Source organism: Halorussus vallis, from assembly GCF_024138165.1.
In the GTDB taxonomy this organism is placed as follows: Archaea; Halobacteriota; Halobacteria; order Halobacteriales; family Haladaptataceae; genus Halorussus; species Halorussus vallis.
The window spans coordinates 452,652-469,469 of the sequence record NZ_CP100000.1; the positions used below are offsets into that span (position 1 = coordinate 452,652).

Below are 16,818 nucleotides of genomic sequence, written 5' to 3' on the forward strand. Positions count from 1 at the left end.
TCCGCCAGGCATTGCAACTACTAGGCGTTGCATCTGGCGATCAGAAGCAGTAAAGTTCGATTCTGTGACCTAGACCGTCTCCGATGCAGTCATTTCGGCTATCGCACCCACCAGAGGTGTGAACCCCGCACATCGTCTGTCGTACCGAGAGGGAACTTTCGTCTCATCAACTAGAAGTGCTCGTCCAGTGAAATCGGCCGGACTGTCGTCCCCCATCACGACGACAGCCACGAGGGATACTACGACGAGTTGCGCAAGAAGAGCCTCGAAGAACTCGTCAACCAACTCGATAGTTCACGTCCAGCGTTCGCTGATCGCCTTCGATACGGTACCCGAAATCTTCTCGAAAGCACTATCGCTTACCACGTACCCTCGGACGACGTTGACGAGTAGGCGGTAGTTTATAAACGTGTTCCATAATGAATGGTAAGCGGCAACCTCGTACTACGCGAAGGGATGAGTGAGAATGTGCGAAGAGTCTCCTACTGACGGAGCGATCGGCACCGAGAACGTCAATCTCGAATATCACATTAGCAAAGGTGAGACGGTGGTCGATGGGGTTCTCAATGCAGTAGAGAAGGCAAACAGCAATTCGGCTCAGTTGGAGGACGACTCGACAATTACCGACAGTGTGGGTGATTCGCTTCCGCCTCTTTTCGACGCAGTGGAACCGGTCGCTCTCAACAACCTCATTCTGACCTCATCCGGCCAAAATTTGGAAATCTCGTTCCCGTTTGCGGGATATGAAATCGTAGTCACCTGCCCCAATACCATACGAGTGCACGAGCATCCGTCAGCCGCAAGCGCGACAGAATGAGAGGGGAGCGTCGTGGCGGTGTGGAGTGTCCGGGGGTTAGAGGAGAATACGGTATAGAAGAACATCACCGGCCCGTGCAAGAGGCAGATACCGTAATCGTACTCGTTTTGTAGAATATAGATAAGCGCATCAGCACTGCTTCCATCTTCGAGTGTTGCTTGTGTGACTACCCGTTCGTAGTCTTCACCTTCAAATTCCGCTTATTTGGGATTATTTGCTAAAATCGGCCAGTTCCTGGTTGAGTTTCTCCTTTTCCTCGTAGAAGAGTGCATGTCCACTCTCCTCGAAGCGAACGAGTTCCGTGTCTTCGATTCCGTCGTGGAGCTTCTCTGCCGTCAGCTCGAACGGACAGGCCTGATCGTGGACACCGTGACAGATGAGCGTCGGCACAGAGATGTCCGCGAGGTCGGAACGGAGATCCATCTCGCCGACCGCTTCGATCGAATCGGCCATGGCTTGCGGCGACGATTCCATGCTCATGTTCTGGAACCAATCTTTCAGCTCTGGACTCGGTGCGGAGTGAAACATCGAATCGGCGAAGTCACTACTTACCTTCGCCCGGTCCTCGTAGCATCCCCTGGCAAGGTCCATGAACGCGGCTTCATCGGCGCCTTCCGGAAAGTCGGGTTTCTTGGCCAAAACGGGGCTCGCGGCACCGAGAAGCGCCAATTTTGCCACGTGTTCTTCGTTGTGGCGGCTCATATAGTGGGTGACGACTCCCCCACCCATCGAAAAGCCCGCGAGCGTAACGTTCTCGACATCGAGTTCGTCGAGAACCGCTTTGAGGTCGTCAGCGAACATATCGAAGTCGTATTCACTCCACGGTTTACTCGACTGCCCGTAGCCACGGAGGTCGACACCGATACACCTGATATCGTCTCTCGGGAGTTGGATGTACTGATATTCGAACATCCGATGGCTTAGTGGCCATCCGTGAATAAACACGATCGGTGTCCCCGATCCCCAGTCCTGAACGAACAGCTCGACCCCCTGTTCGACTTCTATTCGGGTCATGTTGACCACGCTCAAAATTGAGACTGTTATAAATAGTTATTTGCTGCGGTGATTCGGAGTACCGGTTATTACTCGTCAAGTGCGGTTGAACACCCCTGAGTAGCGTGAACGGCCAGGGTCCTGTCTGTTCGTCTACCGGTCAGGTGAAGTGTGACTGATGCCCGACCAAGTCGACGTAATTCGGATTGCATGCTACGTAAGCGGTGCGTCCTACCTCGCCAATCGCCGTCTCGGTCGTGGATGGCCGGAGCGGTATCGCACCATGTACGACGATTCACGGGTTTTCAAGACACCCGACCCGACGAGGGGAATCAGTCGAAACAACCCTCATCGTCTCGTCTCCGCCCGACGACACCCACTCTGCCAACACTCGCTAACTTAACCTGCATTACCTCCTCGCCACAACAATCACCCTGTTCCGGACCCACCTTCCCACATGACCAAAGAAGCCGCCCTCTCGTGGTTGCTGGAGCACGGTAGCGTCCCGACCGCGGTCCTGAAACCCGTCGCGACGAAACTCGGCATCTCGACCAACTACCTTGGCGCGGCGCTGTTCGCGGGCCAGGTCGTCTACGAGAACCAGGAAACCATCGTCACCTACGCCAACAAAGGCGGCATCACGGTGGGGCAGTTCCTCTACGAGCGCTCGCGAGAGCGCTACGGCGAGGACCACCCGTTGACCCGCCACCTGAAGGGGGACGTCGACGCGATTACCGAAGCGTTCGAGGGGACCGAGGAGGAAGCCCGCACCTTCGCGGCGTTCTACCGGCGATACCGCGCGGTGGACCGCCGGCACCGACTCACCGACGAGGTGGACCTCGACGCGTTCGAGTCGCTCGCGGAAAACGTGTCCGACGTCCGGGGGACGATGCCTGGTCTTTGGGAAACGACATCGGGGCTTCGGGAGACAACGTCGGGCCTCAGAGGGGCGACGTCGGACCTTCGGGAGACGGTCCCGGACCTCCGAGAGACGACGTCGGACCTTCGAGGAACGATGCCCGACGTCCGTGAGACGGTACCCGGCATCCGGAGAGACGCCCGAGACACAGATTCCGAGGAGTCGGTCGATATCCCCGTCACCGAACCCGAGTGAGGCCGGACCGACGACGGCGACGCGTCGAGTTCGAAGCCGGGACGGTGGTGGGAATCGCGCGCTTTCACTTCCGCCGCGGAGGGACACTACTTTACCCCCGCTTCGAAACGACTCCCGCATGGCGAGTCGAACTGCGACGACGGACGGCGACGAAGTCTTCGACCGGTTCTGCGACGCGCTCACCCGCGAGAAGGGCGGTAGCCACGTCTACCTCAAGGCCGCCCACGTCCTCGGGCGGAGCGTCGGCGACTGCTCGCTCGTCGGCCTCGTCGAGGGCGGCGACCGAGTCGCGTACCACTGGACGACCGACGAGGCGTTCGTCTCGGTCGTTCCGTTCGACGAAACCGGCGTCCACGCCAGCCGGGGAACGACGTTCGAACTTGAAGCCGACGTCGCGTCCGGAGCGAGCGTCGGGTCGGCGCTGGCCGACGTCGAGTTCGCGTGGCTCCACCCGGCCTACCGGGAACTGCTCGCTTCGGCGTAGCGCCCCCCCGACTACCGGGTGACGGGGACCGGCCGGTGTACTCGACAGGACCCAACTGTCACGGGGGAACATCCATAACCGTCCCGACCGTCAGTAGTGGTATGAGTTCTACCGACAGGCCGACCGCCCGAGACGTGATGTCGAGTCCGCTGGAAACCATCTCGAAAGACGCCACGGTGATGGACGCCGCGAAGCGGATGCGCGAGAAGGACATCAGCGCGCTGGTCGTCACGACCACGCCGCGGGCGATAATCAGCAGTACCGACGTGATCGAGGCCGTCGCCGACGGTCGCGACACGTCTGAGCTACAGGTGGCCGACGTGATGACCTCGAACGTCGAGACGGTCACGCCCGACCTCTACATGGAGGAGATCGCCGCGATGATGACGACCTACGGCATCAAGCACCTCCCGGTCGTCGACGACGAGTACCTCGGCATGGTCTCCTCGACCGACGTCACTGCCCACCTGTCGTAGGTGGCCGCCGAACCGTCCGTCGAGGGCGACGCCGCCGTCGCCACGCGCGGTCAACTCGCGCCGAATTCGTCGAAGCCGACCTGTTCGCCGATGTCAATCTCTTCGATGATATCGGGCGAGTCGTTCGCCGGGTCGTTCACCCGCTTCGAGACGGGGTACGCCCGGAGGTCGTCGTCCGGGTAGGGGTCCAGCACCGACTGCAAGCGAGTTTCGTCGGTGGCGGTCAGCCACGTCCGCTCGTCGGCCCGGTCGAGTATCACCGGCATCCGGTCGTGGACGTCCGCGACGGTTTCGTTCGCCTCGGTCGTGACGATGGTCGCGGTTTCTCGGACTCCGTCGGGTCCCTCCCACGTCTCCCACAGTCCGGCGAACGCGAACGGCTGGTCGTCGCGACGCGTGATTCGGTAGGGCTGTTTGGACCCTCGCCGACCCTTCCACTCGTAGAACCCGTCGGCGAGGACGAGACACCGGCGTTGCTCGAACGCCTCGCGGAACATCGGCTTCTCGACGACGGTTTCGGCCCGCGCGTTGATCGGCCGCGGCGAATCGTCGGGGTCGTCGACCCAGGACGGAATCAGCCCCCATTCGAACTGGTCGATTTCGTCGACGACGTCGTTCCGGACGGTCGCGAGGTCGTCGCCCGGCGCGACGTTGTACCGCGGGGTAATCGATTCGACCGCAGTCGCGTCGAAACGCTCTTCGAGGACCGACTGCGGGACGAAGAGCGAGGTTCGTCCGCACATACCACCGACTACGCGCGCCGGGAGCATAACGCCCCGGTTCGGCGACGGAGCGAGTCGCCAGTCCCCCGGAGTCTCACCCCCACGTTATCCGACGAGGCACCCCGGCGAGGAACCCCAGCGAGATTCCGTAACAGTTGAGTCGCCTCGGTGAACAGCGTCGCCAACTCCGATGCAATCCGTCGTCCAGTGGCTCGCGCCGGGTGCGGTCCTCCTCGCCACGCTGGTGCTGGGAGTCTGCGCCCACGAACTCCTGCACCTCGTCCCGCTCCGCCTCGCGAACGCCTCCTACACCGTGACCCTCCTCCCGGCGAACGACGTCGCCGACTCGTCGACCGCCTGGACCTCGCTCCAGAACGCTTTCGCCGGCGGACTCGTCCGAGTCGAGGTGACCCACGTGCCGCCGAGCGCGCCAGACTGGGCCGTTCGAATCGCCGCCATCCTCCCCGTCGCGCTGGCGCTCCCGCTCCTGCTGGTCGCGGCCGGCGTCCTCCCGAACCCCCTCGCGGCCGGCGACAGGGTCGCGACCGCGGCGCTCCTCGGCGCGACGGCCTGCGGCCTCCCCAGTCCCGCCGACTGGTCGGTCGTCTGGTACGGCGCCGACCGCCGTCTCGACGCCTCGACGCCCGAGGAGTGACGGTGTCGCCGACCGCGCCGTCCGAACCCCATCGAACTAACACCCTCCGTTTCGAACCGTCCCGCAGATGAAGTCCCACGAACACGCCGCGCTCGGGGCCGTCGCCTCCGGCGCGCTCGTTCTTGCGCTTCCCGACATCTCCCTCCCCGTCGAAGCTGGCGTCCTCTTCGCGTACGGCGTCATGCTGAGCGTCTTCGTCGACCTCGACCACTTCGTCGCGGCCAGGCTCCACGCCGGGGACTGGTCGCACCTCCGGCGGTGCGTGACCGACCCCGTGTTCGCGTTCACGCGCCAGGAGGAGGTGTTCGAGGGCGTGGACACGAACCGGCTCGAAACCCACCGCCTGCTCAGCCACGCGCTCGTCGGCGGTCTGCTCGTCGCCGCGGCGGCGTTCCTGGCGCCGGTCTACGCACTGTTCACCGCGGTCGTCCTCTACGTGCACGTCGTCGCCGACCTCCTGCGCGACGGCAGTATCGCCTGATTTCGCTCCTCTGCGCTCGCCGTCGGTCGGTTCGCCGCCTCGAATGCCGAGAATCGCCGCCCCCGGTCCGCGTCGGTATCTGTCGGTTCGCCTGCCGGAAAGCTCGCGTTTCGGACGAAGACTCGCGAACCGTTCACGCTCAGTCGATTCCTACTTTGGCGTGAACGAACGCCCGAGGGCGTGAACGTAATGAACGGGCAACCGAATTACTACCGTCAACGACGGACGCGACGTATGCGCTCACTGCGACGGCACCTTCCCTGGAGAACGCCCGACGACGAACCTTCGGTCGACGAGTCTCGTCCCGGCGAACCCCCGGTCGCCGCGGTCACCGTCGACGAACTCCCGATTGTCGAGGCCCCGACCACCGAAACCCCGAGCGACGTGAGGGCGACCGCCGGGAGGGGTCGATAGCGTGTCCGAAATCGTCGTCGGAGACGTGCGCGCCGAAGGCGAGCGCGTGACCTACGAGTACGCCTGTTCGCCGGACCTGCGGCGGTTCTTCGCAGACGACTTCTTCGTCGAGTACGACGTGGACGTCAGCGACGTCCCCGAGAGCCTCCTCGCCGTCCCGCTGGTGGCGAACCTCTGTCCGGTCGCGTGGGCGACCGGCGCGGACGTGTACGTCCCGACCGTCGACGCGACGTTCTTCCGCTCGCTTCGGAAGGTTCGTCGGGGGTTCGAGCGCATCCACCCCGAACTCGCTACCGAGGGCGGTCTCGGCGAGGTGTACGCGCGCAATCCGGTCGCGACTCGACGGGAACGCGACCTCGAACCGGACCGCGGGAGCGCGATGCTGTTCAGCGGCGGGGTCGACTCGGTCACGACCTACCTGCGCCACCGCGAGGAGGACCCGACGCTGGTCAGCGTCCACGGCTTCGACATCGGCCTCGACCAGAACGACCGCTGGACCGAGCGCCAACCCCACCTGCGCGAGTTCGCCCGGCGCCGCGACCTCGACAACCGCTTCGTCCGGACGAACATGCAGCAGTTCCTCGACCTCGTGATGCTCAACGCCCACTTCGGTCGGCACTACGACGACAACTGGATCACGTCGGTCCACCACGGCCTGGGCCTGCTCGGGGCGTGCGCGCCGCTGTCGGTCACCGAGGGGTTCGACACGCTGTACATCGCGGCGACTCACTCGGAGGGCTTCGAGTACGCCTGGGGCTCGCATCCGGCGACCGACGACGAGGTCGCCTGGGCCGACACGACGGTCGAACACGACGCCTACGAACTGACCCGCCAGCAGAAGCTCTACCGCATCGCCGACTACGTCCGGGTGGAGGCGCCCGACCTCGAACTACGGACCTGCTCGCTCGACAGCGAGAACTGCGGCGAGTGCGAGAAGTGCGTCCGGACCGAGGTCGGGTTGTTGCTGGCCGGACTCGACCCGGTCGACCACGGCTACCCGTTCGAGGGAAAGACGCTCGAACGCGCCCGCGACCACTTCGAGGAGGGTGACTGGCACCTCGGCGCCGACGAGCGGTTCATGTGGCGCGACGTTCAGACCCACGCCGAGCGAATTCCCCAGGACGACGACGCCGAAACGCCCGCCACCGGAATGCCTACCGCCGGAGCACCCGACACCGAAACGCCCGACTCCGACGTCGCGTGCCCCGTCGCCGAGTTCCCCTACCCCGAGGCGGCGGCGTTCTTCGAGTGGCTTCGCGACGCCGACATCGACGCGCTGGCCGCGCGGTCGTCGAACCCCGACTCGACCGATTCGCCCCGCAATCGGGCGGTGTACGCCGTCGCGCGGCGGACGCCCTACCCCGTCTACGCCGGCCTCGCGACGGCGTACTCGCACCTTGCCGAACTGCTGGCGGCGTGATCGGCCGCCGGCGGCGACCGCTCGACGATGGCGATGACGTCCGACCGCCCGCCTGCGGTCCAGATGATTTATCGGGGAGTGGGTCCGAACCCCCGACAATGGCCGAGGGAGGCCCGCGACTGCCCGGGACGCCCGACGAGGAGGGAGGCGACGCCATCGTGCTCCACGTGGACATGGACTGCTTCTACGCCTCTTGCGAGCGCCGCCGCGAACCCGAACTCCGCGGCGAACCGGTCGTCGTCGGCATGGGCTACGAGGACGGCGAGAACCACGGCGCGGTCGCCACCGCGAGCTACGAGGCCCGGGAGTTCGGCGTCGAGAGCGCCCAGGCCATCGGGCAGGCGCTCGAACGCCTGCCCCGGAAGGTCGACGCCGAGAACGACCCCGAAATCGATCCCGACGAAGCGGGCCACTACCGCCCGGTCGACATGGACTACTACCAGGAGGTGAGCGCGGAGGTCAAGGACATCCTCCACGACGCCGCCGACGTGGTCCGGGAGGTCAGCATCGACGAAGCCTACCTCGACGTGACCGACCGGACCGCCTGGGAGGTCGCCGAGGGGTTCGCCCGCCACGTCAAGAACCGCATCGACCGTGAGGTCGGCGTGACCGCGAGCGTCGGCGTCGCGCCGAACATGTCGGCCGCCAAGATCGCCAGCGACCACGACAAGCCCGACGGCCTCGTGGTGGTCGAACCCGGCGAGGTCAGGTCGTTTCTCGCGCCGCTCGACGTGGCCGAGATTCACGGCGTCGGTCCGGTCACGGCCCGAAAGCTCCGGGAGATGGACGTTGAAACCGCGGGCGACCTCGCGACTGCCGACCGCCGCGCGCTGGTCGCCCGCTTCGGCGAGCGCGGCGCGGAGATGCACCGCCGGGCGCGCGGCGAGGACGACCGCGAGGTGACCCCGCGCGGCCGGCCCAAGAGCCTCTCGCGCGAGTCGGCGTTCGTCGACCCCACCGACGACGAAGGGAAGAAACGCGAGCGGGTCCGGACGCTCGCGGCGGCCGTCGCCGACCGCGCGACCCGGAAGGGCGCGCTCTACCGGACCATCGGCATCAAAGCCGTGACGCCGCCCTACGACGTGAACACCCGCTCGAAGTCGCTGTCGGGGCCGGTCGACGACCCCGAACTGGTCGAGGAGGTCGCGCTCGAACTGCTGGAGGAGTTCGCCGACGACCGCGTCCGGAAGGTCGGCGTCCGGGTGTCGAACCTCGAGTTCTCGGAGGGCGAGCAGGCGAGCCTCGGCGACGGGTGGGACGACGCCGACCCGTCGGACGCCGAGGAGGTGACGGCGTCCGGCGAGTCGGGCGAATCCGACGAGACGACCGAATCCGACGAGACGACCGAATCCGACGAGGCGACCGAGTCCCGCGAATCCCGCGAGTCGAGCGAGTCCGGCGAACCGTCCGACTCTGACCCGACCGCCGAGGAGGGCGTCGCGCGCCCCGACGGAAGCCCGGACCTGCGCAACTTCGCCGGCGCGGGCGACGCCGACGCCGGCGACGACCGCGGAGAAGACGATACCGAGGGCGACGCCGACCCCCGGGGACAGTCGTCGCTGACCGACTTCTGAGCGCCGCGCCGCACCGCACGTCCTGCCGATTCAACCAGACTCAAGAGCGCCGACGAGAAGACCCACTTGTGACCAAGTGTGAACCGGACGAGTCGTGACGCGCGGAGACGCGACGCCGAACGGTCCCGGGCGGGCGAACGCCGCCTCGCGCCCCGGCCGGCGCCGGGGGCGGTGAGTCGATGAATCACAACGACCGCTCCATCGTGGGGCTGGTGATGGTCGCCCACGCGATGGTCCACACCTACGAGCTGTCGGTGCCGATTCTCGTGACCATCTGGCTCGACCGGTTCGGCGTGTCCGCCGGGACGATGGGGCTGGTCGTCTCCGCGGGATACGCGCTGTTCGGCCTCGGGGCGCTCCCCGGTGGCCTGCTCGCCGACGCCTACGGGTCGCGCCGGCTCATCATCGCCTGCCTCGCCGGGATGGGCGGGTCGTTCGCCCTGCTCAGCGTCGCGCCGAGCGTGCCGGTTATCGCGCTGGCGCTGGTGCTCTGGGGGCTGGCCGCGAGCGTCTACCACCCCTCGGGGCTGTCGCTCATCAGCACGGGCGTCTCCCGGCAGGGTACCGCGTTCGCCTACCACGGGATGGCCGGCAATCTCGGCATCGCGCTCGGCCCGCTCTCGACCGCGGTACTCCTGCTGTTCTTCGACTGGCGCGCGGTGGTCGCCCTGCTGGCGGTTCCGGCGGCGCTCGCGCTCCTGTTCGCGTTCACCGTCGAGTTCGACGAGACGGCCGGCGTCGACGAGTCCACCGCGACGGGCGGCGACGCCCGCGCCGACGGCGGCGTCTCGTCGCTCCCGGAGTTCGTCCGCGACACGAAGACCCTCTTCTCGGGCGCGTTCGTCCTGGTGTTCGTCGTGGTGATGTGCTCGGGGCTGTACTACCGCGGCGTGCTGACCTTCCTGCCGGAGATGCTGGCGAACCAGCCGCTGTTCGACCCCGTTTCCGTCGGGAGCCGCGAGATTCAACCCTCGCGGTACATCTACGCCGGCCTCCTGATGATCGGCATCGGCGGGCAGTACGTCGGCGGGAAACTAACCGACCGCATCCGGGTCGAGCGCGGCATCACCGGGGCGTTCGCGGCGCTCGCGGTCATCGCCGTCCTCTACCTGCCCGCACTGAACGCCGGCCTCGTCCCCCTGCTCGCGGCGAGCGCGGTCCTCGGGTTCGCGCTGTTCGTCGTCCAGCCGCTGTATCAGGCGGCGGTCGCGGAGTACACCCCCGCCGGGACCCGGGGGCTCTCCTACGGGTTCACCTACCTCGGCGTGTTCGGCGTCGGCGCGCTCGGCGCGGGCATCGCCGGATACGTCCTCGAACTGTTCTCGCCGACGGCGCTGTTCCTCGTGCTCTGCGGCTTCGCGCTCACGGCGACCGCGTTCGGGGCCATCCTCTCGATGCGGGTGCGCGCGTAGCGTCCGACCCCTTCACCGGCCCGCACCGCGGTACTTCGCCAGTTCGGCTGCGAGGTCCTTCTCCTTCAGCAGCAGGAAACCCGCGACGATGACGCCGAAGCCGACCAGGGTGGTCGCGGTGACCGGTTCGTCGAGGAACGCCCACCCCAGTGCGACCGAAACCACCGGGACGACGTAGGAGACGAGGTTGACCTCCAGCGGGCCGAACCGTTCGAGCAGGCCGAAGTAGATGACGAAGCCGACGCCGCTGGCGAGCACCGCGAGGTAGGCCACCGCCAGCGCGCCGAGGAGGGTGACGCGGACTCCGGCGGTAGACTCGCCCGCCGCGACGCTGGCGCCGTACTGGATGGCCGCGCCGACGAGCATCGCCCACCCGGTGAGGCCCACCACCGACATCTCGGGGTGGCTCCGCCGGACCAGCACCGTCCCGACGGTGACGCTCAGGGCGGCCAGGAAGACGAGCAGTCCGCCGACCAGTCCCGCCCGGAGGTCGACGGTCGTCGGGTCGACGACAACGGCGACGCCGAGGAACCCCACCAGCAGTCCGAGCAGTCCCCGCCGCGAGAGGTGCTGGTCGGGCAGTAGCGCCCACCCGACGACCACCGTGAGCACCGGAATCGCGCTGAAGATGACCGCGGCGACCCCGGCGGTCGTGAACTGCTGGCCGACGAACGTGAAGGCGGTGCCGCCGATGAACAGGACGCCGCCAGCGACGACCGCGCTCCAGTCGCCGCGCGAGCGGGGGAGCCACCGGTCGGTTCTCGCGGCCGCGTAGCCGAGGAGCAAGAGCGCGGAGGTGCCGTAGCGAATCGTCGCCAGCAGCAGCGGCGGCAGAATCCGGAGGCCGACCTCGATGGCCGGGAACGCCCCGCCGAACAGCAGCGTCATGAGCAGGAAACTGCTGACGTCTCGCGCGCGGGTCACGTGCGGTTCACGTCGCCGGATACGTTGCTCCGACGGAAAGACGGTGGGGCCGTGCGGGTGGCGTCGTCGGGCACCCCAACCGCTCGCGAGCCCCGACAGTTTATGAGGGTCGGGCGAAAGGAGACGAGCAACGAACACATGTCCGAAGAGACGATCGAAGTCGCGGAGGTGAGCGCCGGGGTAGGGGGCGACGCCGGCGAACCGGGCGACCCCGTCGAGTTGCCCGTCGTGGAGGTCCTGACCGGTCGCGCGTTCGTCACCGGCAAGTCCGGCAGCGGGAAGTCCAACACTGCGTCGGTCATCGCCGAGAAGTTGCTCGACGGCGGCTACCCCGTGATGCTGGTCGACACCGACGGCGAGTACTACGGGCTGAAAGAGGAGTACGAACTGCTCCACGCCGGCGCCGACGACGAGTGCGACATCCAGGTCAACCCCGAGCACGCCGGCAAACTGGCGAAGCTCGCGCTGGAGGACAACGTCCCCATCATCCTCGACGTCTCGGGTTACCTCGACGAGGACGAGGGCAAGGAACTGCTGAAGGCGGTGGCCCAGCAGCTGTTCGCCAAGGAGAAGAAGCTGAAGAAGCCGTTCTTGATGGTGGTCGAGGAGGTCCACGAGTACATCCCGGAGGGCGGCGGGATGGACGAGTGCGGCCGGATGCTCATCAAGATCGGCAAGCGCGGGCGCAAGCACGGCCTGGGCATCGCGGGCATCAGCCAGCGCCCCGCCGACGTGAAGAAGGACTTCATCACCCAGTGCGACTGGCTGGTCTGGCACCGCCTCACCTGGAACAACGACACCAACGTGGTCGGGCGCATCCTCGGCAACGACTACGCCGAGGCCATCGAGGACATGGGCGACGGCGAGGCGTTCATGACCACCGACTGGTCCGAGGAGACGCGCCGGGTCCAGTTCCACCGCAAGCAGACGTTTGACGCGGGCGCGACGCCCGGCCTGGAGGACTTCGAGCGCCCCGACCTCAAGTCGGTGAGCGACGACCTGGTTTCGGACCTCAAGGACATCAGCAAGGAGGAACGGCGCAAGGAGGACGAACTCGAGGAGCTTCGGATGGAACTGCGCGAGCGCGAGAACCAGATAGAGGACCTCGAACGCCAACTCAAGGAGGCCCGCGAGATGGAGGAGGTCGCCGACAAGTTCGCCAAGGCGATGCTCGACACCTCCCAGAACCGGCGGGCGAACCCGTACATCGATACGGGCCAGCAGGCTAGCCTCGGGAACTACGACCGGAACGCCGGTGCCGACGGCGGCGCGGGCCAGACCGCGAGTCCCGCGGGGTCGGCCGCCGCGGCGGCCGACTCCGCCGACGACGGCGGGGCGGTCGCCGAGTCAGACGACAACTCCGAAGAGTCGTCAACCGACCGCGACCCCCTGGAGGCCATCCGCGAGGAACTCGACGCGCTCGAACCGGTCGAGCGCGGGATGCTCGCCCACTACCTCCGGGACGGCCCCTCCTCGCCGGACGCCGCACACGTCGTCGCCGGCGGTCCCGACGACCGCGAAATCGCGTACAACCACAACCGGACGCTCCGCCAGCGCGGCTTCGTCCAGCACGCGGGCGGCGGCGAGTACGTCGCCGCGCTTCCGAGCCTCCTCGCGGCCCTCACCGACGGCGAACTCGACGACGACGACCGCAGGAAGGCGCTGGCTCAGGTGGCCGAGGATCTCCCGGACCTCGATTGAGACGACGGCTACTGGATTTTCGACGGCGTAAGCTCGGTCGACTATGCTATCGGAGGCGCTTCACGACACGAACCATCGGTAGCGCCCGGTGAACCGTCCGCCGACGTGCGCCAGCCTGACCGACCGAGGGGCGGGACTGAAAGGGGCCGCCCGCTCGCGTTTACTTGGTCGTCTGCGCGAGCAATTATTCGGGGAGGGCCGCAGGCCCGACTCGAATATCTCGCGCAGCGACCGCGAGCGGGCGGGGGCTTTCGAAGTGTTCTCCGCTGCTGTCGTCCGTGATAAGTTGGGGTTTTCACAGTGGTCGCGGTCCCAAGCAACTATGGCCTAACTCCCGAAAACTGCATTCCAAACGACGAGACACTTTTACAGCGCCTCCGAGTACCACGACGCATGAACACCCTGGCCCCGGCGGGCGAGAACCGCTGGAAGCTCCCCCAGCACGCTCACGTGGTCGTCTACGACGAGCGCGAGCGGGAGTTGCTCACTATCTACGACTGCGGGGCCGCCCAGAAACCGCCGTCGGCGCAGGTGCTCGGCAACCTCGTGCGCGTGCGGGCCGACCACGAGTTGGAGCGCACGCCCACCGGCTACGTGGTCCGGATGCGCGAGGCGGCGGTGCTGGAGCGCCAGGACGACGACCACTACGTGATTCGGAACGAGTGATCGCCGCTCGTCGAGGCTCCGACGACCGCGAGTTCGGACCTTCGCACCCCTATCCGGTCGCGAGCGGGACCGCGACGACCGGTCGGGTCGTGTTCTTCAGCACCTCCTGGGCCGTGCTGCCGAAGACGATGCGCTCGGTCACGCCGTGCTGGCGGAGTCCGACCACTATCTTGTCGGCGTCGACCTCGTTGGCGGTTATCAACAGCTCCCGGGACGGCGGCGTGCTACGGATGGGGTGGTGGAGTTCGACGGCCGCCTCGCGGCCGAATCGGTCGGTGAAGACCGCGAGGGCCTCCTCGCCGCGGTCGATGTCCTCCTGGCTGGGATTCGCCCCGAGCGCGTACAGGGCGTGGACCGTATCGCCCTCCGCGACCTCGTCGTCGAGATACTCGCCGAGACGCGTGCTCGTCCGGACGCCGTCCGTCCCTGCGAGGTACGTTACCATAGTTCAAGGGTACTCCGATGGTTCACATAACTCCACCGGGAGCTGTCGAATCGGATACCGTTAGAAAGGTGACGTGACGCGAATCCTCGCTCAGAGCGGCGCGACCAGGTCCTCCAGCGCCGCCCTCGGGTCGTCCGCCTTCGCCACACCGCTGGCCAGCAGGACGCCCTCCGCGCCCAGGTCGCCGGCGGCTTCGAGGTCCTCGCCGGTCGAGATGCCCGCGCCGCAGTAGACGTCGACCGAGTCGTCGACCGCCTCGGCGGCCGCCACGGCGTCGGTGACGACGTCCGGGTCGGCCTTGCTGACCGGCGTGCCCGTGCCGATGAGTTCGGGCGGTTCGACCGCCACGGCGTCCGGGCCGAGGTTCGCCGCCGCGCCGATTTGCTCGGGGTTGTTCGCGCAGACGCAGGTGTCGAGGTCGGCGCGCTCGGCGGCGTCGAGCGCGGCGTCGATGTCGGCGAGTTTGAGGCGACGCTCGGAGTGGTTGAGCAGGGTGCCGGTCGCGCCCGCGTCGGCGGCGGCCTCCGCGAGCGTCGAACCGGTGTGACTGCCGTGGTCGACCGGACTGACATGCTGGGCCCACGTCTCGACGCCCGTCTCGGCGACGCGCTGGAGGTGCGCGGCCTGCGGGGCGACGGCGACGCGGACGCCCGAGTCGTCGGCGACGTCCGCGGCGGCCGCGGCGACTTCGACGGGGTCGCAGGGGTACGCCTTCAGATTGACGAGAACGAACATACCGAAAGGTCCGGCGGGCGGGACAAATAGGTTGCGAGAGACGCCGATACTTACGCGGGGAGCGTCACTCACTGCCGTTCGAGTTGCTCGACAGGTAGTCGTCGACGACCGACTTGTGGGCGCGGCGCAGGCGCTCGGAGGCGGCCTGTCGGGAGATATCCAGTTGGTTGGCGACCGCCTCCAGGGTCGTCTCCCGGGGGACGTCGTAGTGTCCCATCTCGTGGGCGATGTTCAGAATCTCGTACTGTTCGGCGGTGAGTCCCCGGGGGCTTCCCGAGTCGATGTCGAGTCGGTGGATGTCGTACAGCGACGGCCGAAAGTCGTACTCCTCGAACTTGTCGTAGGCGTCGGCGAAGTCCGTGCGCTCGGGGAATCGGAGTAGCAACCGCCACGTCGAGTCGCTCCCCGCCACTTCGAGGATGGTGCCGTCGTGCTCGAAGATGATCTCCGAGAGGATGTGCATCCCGTCGACGAAGGTGACCTTGTAGAGGTACGATTCGTCCTGTTCGTCGACCTTCCGTACGTCCGTCGCGGTCGGGTCCTCGCGCAGCGCCGCCTCGACGTCCTCGCCGGCGACGCCGGACACCCAGACGAAGGGCATCACCTCCCCTTGTTCGGTCCCGACGACGTGCTCCATCCGGACCTCGATGTCGGGGAACCGCTCGAACGTATCCGCGAGAACCGTCGTCTCCGCGGGCACTTCCACCTCCGCGATAGTCGTCATCGTTCCGCAGATAGCGTGCGGGTCGATTTAATTCTATTTCTTCGGCGGACGCCGTCGACGAGTCAGTCCTTGCGCTTTACCACGTCGCCCAGCGTGTACTCGCCGGTCGAACTGCCGCCGCTCCACTCCTCGTCGTCGGTCGAACCGCCTGCCGTCAGCGAGATGTCGAGTTTGCGCTCGAGCTTCTGCTGAACCTCGTCGCTCGGCAAGATGTCGCCCCGCTCCAGTTTCCGGATGAGGCTCGCCTTCTCGTTGAGTTCGTTCGCGAGGTCCTCCTGGCTGAGTCCCGCGTTCTCGCGGGCCCGCCGGATGCGGTCGTCGTAGTCCTGGGCGACCTCGTCCATGTCGTCGAACATGTCGTTGCGCCGGGAGCGCGACGACCCGCCCGAGGTCGACCCCGACGAGGCGGAGGAGGAACTGCTCGACGACGAGGACGACGTCGAGTACTTGGTGGACGTGGACCCGGAATCGCTCTGGGTCTTCACCTCGGTGCCGAAGTCGGCACAGTTGTCGCAGACGTCCAACTCGGCTCCCTCGACCTTGATGGTCTTGGGCGAGCCCGTCTCGGCACCGCACATCTCACACTGAACCATACCCGTCGGTAGTCGCGCGGTACTCTTAAACTCCACGACGAGGATTCACACGACCGGACCTCCGATTCGGTCGGTCGCCACGAGCGTCGACGGCGCGCCGTCGACGCTCGCGGCGACTGTCGGGTCGAACGTTTCGCCGGACCGGACGTTCCGTCGGCCGGACGTTTGACCGAAACCCCGAACAGAACGTTCCGCCGGGGACCGTCACGGCAGGAGTTCGTCGTTGCGCTGGTCGCGGATGAACCCGAAGCCCTGCTTGACCTCGTCGTCGCGTTCGAAGTACTGGAGCAGTCGCCGACACGTCCCGCGGGGCAGGCGGGTTTCGCGGCTCAACTCGAACAGCGAGTCGACTCGCTCCGCGATTTCAAGGAACTCCTCGGCCGTGATGTGGCTGTTATCCGGCAATAGCTCGTCGAGGCCCACGCTGATGCCGGAGTCGCCGGGTCGTTGGTCGCTCAACGTTTTCAC

General features: G+C 66.6%; 21 protein-coding genes. 12 read left to right on the forward strand and 9 right to left on the reverse strand.

Translation table 11 applies throughout. From position 1 onward, the window contains the following. Positions 1–69 precede the first annotated feature (69 nt). Entirely contained in the window at positions 70–285 is a 216-nt protein-coding gene (locus tag NGM07_RS02425) for a hypothetical protein (RefSeq protein WP_253516369.1), read from the reverse strand. Here NGM07_RS02425 and NGM07_RS25430 point away from each other — a divergent pair. Both NGM07_RS25430 and NGM07_RS02430 read left to right on the forward strand, forming a co-directional pair. Continuing rightward, positions 250–393: a hypothetical protein gene (locus NGM07_RS25430; RefSeq protein WP_368410225.1), complete on the forward strand. Its 144-nt coding sequence runs from the start codon at positions 250–252 to the stop codon at positions 391–393. The two genes, NGM07_RS02425 and NGM07_RS25430, sit on opposite strands and share 36 nt — an antisense overlap. 73 nt (positions 394–466) lie before the next feature. Continuing rightward, the gene (locus NGM07_RS02430; RefSeq protein ID WP_253516372.1) at positions 467–817 is read left to right on the forward strand and encodes a HalOD1 output domain-containing protein; all 351 of its coding nucleotides are present in this window, start codon (positions 467–469) and stop codon (positions 815–817) included. A 210-nt stretch (positions 818–1,027) separates the two neighbouring features. On the opposite strand, the gene NGM07_RS02435 is transcribed toward NGM07_RS02430, so the two are convergent. Beyond that, positions 1,028–1,831, reverse strand: a complete 804-nt coding sequence (locus NGM07_RS02435) for an alpha/beta fold hydrolase (protein WP_253516378.1) — start codon at positions 1,829–1,831, stop codon at positions 1,028–1,030. A gap of 436 nt (positions 1,832–2,267) precedes the next feature. On the opposite strand from NGM07_RS02435, the gene NGM07_RS02440 reads away from it, so the two are divergent. From NGM07_RS02440 to NGM07_RS02450, 3 genes are all read left to right on the forward strand, one after another. Then, positions 2,268–2,924, forward strand: coding sequence for a hypothetical protein (locus tag NGM07_RS02440; protein ID WP_253516392.1), 657 nt, complete (start codon positions 2,268–2,270; stop codon positions 2,922–2,924). A gap of 118 nt (positions 2,925–3,042) precedes the next feature. Next, positions 3,043–3,408, forward strand: coding sequence for a hypothetical protein (locus tag NGM07_RS02445; RefSeq protein ID WP_253516394.1), 366 nt, complete (start codon positions 3,043–3,045; stop codon positions 3,406–3,408). A 101-nt stretch (positions 3,409–3,509) separates the two neighbouring features. Beyond that, entirely contained in the window at positions 3,510–3,884 is a 375-nt protein-coding gene (locus NGM07_RS02450; protein WP_253516407.1) for a CBS domain-containing protein, read from the forward strand. A gap of 50 nt (positions 3,885–3,934) precedes the next feature. On the opposite strand, the gene NGM07_RS02455 is transcribed toward NGM07_RS02450, so the two are convergent. Further along, positions 3,935–4,627 carry an SOS response-associated peptidase gene (locus NGM07_RS02455; protein ID WP_253516410.1) on the reverse strand — a complete coding sequence of 231 codons (693 nt, stop codon included), beginning with the start codon at positions 4,625–4,627 and terminating at the stop codon, positions 3,935–3,937. A 169-nt stretch (positions 4,628–4,796) separates the two neighbouring features. Here NGM07_RS02455 and NGM07_RS02460 point away from each other — a divergent pair, with 169 nt between their 5' ends. From NGM07_RS02460 to NGM07_RS02480, 5 genes are all read left to right on the forward strand, one after another. Continuing rightward, a complete protein-coding gene (locus NGM07_RS02460; RefSeq protein ID WP_253516413.1) occupies positions 4,797–5,261 on the forward strand; it encodes a hypothetical protein in 465 nt (154 codons plus the stop codon). A 67-nt stretch (positions 5,262–5,328) separates the two neighbouring features. After that, positions 5,329–5,742 carry a hypothetical protein gene (locus NGM07_RS02465; RefSeq protein WP_253516417.1) on the forward strand — a complete coding sequence of 138 codons (414 nt, stop codon included), beginning with the start codon at positions 5,329–5,331 and terminating at the stop codon, positions 5,740–5,742. Positions 5,743–6,157: 415 nt separating this feature from the next. Further along, the gene (locus NGM07_RS02470) at positions 6,158–7,576 is read left to right on the forward strand and encodes a hypothetical protein (RefSeq protein WP_253516420.1); all 1,419 of its coding nucleotides are present in this window, start codon (positions 6,158–6,160) and stop codon (positions 7,574–7,576) included. A gap of 98 nt (positions 7,577–7,674) precedes the next feature. After that, positions 7,675–9,150, forward strand: a complete 1,476-nt coding sequence (gene dinB / locus NGM07_RS02475) for a DNA polymerase IV (protein WP_253516423.1) — start codon at positions 7,675–7,677, stop codon at positions 9,148–9,150. Positions 9,151–9,329: 179 nt separating this feature from the next. After that, complete coding sequence (locus NGM07_RS02480; RefSeq protein ID WP_253516425.1) at positions 9,330–10,562, forward strand: MFS transporter; 1,233 nt, start codon at positions 9,330–9,332, stop codon at positions 10,560–10,562. Between the two features lie 12 nt (positions 10,563–10,574). On the opposite strand, the gene NGM07_RS02485 is transcribed toward NGM07_RS02480, so the two are convergent. Next, a complete protein-coding gene (locus NGM07_RS02485; RefSeq protein WP_253516428.1) occupies positions 10,575–11,486 on the reverse strand; it encodes a DMT family transporter in 912 nt (303 codons plus the stop codon). Between the two features lie 138 nt (positions 11,487–11,624). Between NGM07_RS02485 and NGM07_RS02490 the strand changes: the two genes are divergently transcribed. Next, positions 11,625–13,187 (forward strand): ATP-binding protein, encoded by a 1,563-nt coding sequence (locus tag NGM07_RS02490; RefSeq protein ID WP_253516430.1) that lies wholly within the window; start codon positions 11,625–11,627, stop codon positions 13,185–13,187. Positions 13,188–13,580: 393 nt separating this feature from the next. Further along, positions 13,581–13,853: a hypothetical protein gene (locus tag NGM07_RS02495; protein WP_253516432.1), complete on the forward strand. Its 273-nt coding sequence runs from the start codon at positions 13,581–13,583 to the stop codon at positions 13,851–13,853. 49 nt (positions 13,854–13,902) lie between these two features. Here NGM07_RS02495 and NGM07_RS02500 read toward each other — a convergent pair whose 3' ends face one another. From NGM07_RS02500 to NGM07_RS02520, 5 genes are all read right to left on the reverse strand, one after another. Further along, positions 13,903–14,298: a universal stress protein gene (locus tag NGM07_RS02500; protein ID WP_253516435.1), complete on the reverse strand. Its 396-nt coding sequence runs from the start codon at positions 14,296–14,298 to the stop codon at positions 13,903–13,905. Between the two features lie 90 nt (positions 14,299–14,388). Then, positions 14,389–15,033, reverse strand: a complete 645-nt coding sequence (gene tpiA / locus NGM07_RS02505) for a triose-phosphate isomerase (RefSeq protein ID WP_253516438.1) — start codon at positions 15,031–15,033, stop codon at positions 14,389–14,391. 64 nt (positions 15,034–15,097) lie between these two features. Further along, a complete protein-coding gene (locus tag NGM07_RS02510) occupies positions 15,098–15,757 on the reverse strand; it encodes a bacterio-opsin activator domain-containing protein (RefSeq protein ID WP_253516441.1) in 660 nt (219 codons plus the stop codon). 62 nt (positions 15,758–15,819) lie between these two features. Further along, complete coding sequence (locus tag NGM07_RS02515; protein ID WP_253516443.1) at positions 15,820–16,350, reverse strand: multiprotein bridging factor aMBF1; 531 nt, start codon at positions 16,348–16,350, stop codon at positions 15,820–15,822. A gap of 204 nt (positions 16,351–16,554) precedes the next feature. Further along, the gene (locus tag NGM07_RS02520; RefSeq protein ID WP_253516444.1) at positions 16,555–16,809 is read right to left on the reverse strand and encodes a hypothetical protein; all 255 of its coding nucleotides are present in this window, start codon (positions 16,807–16,809) and stop codon (positions 16,555–16,557) included. Positions 16,810–16,818: the final 9 nt, after the last annotated feature.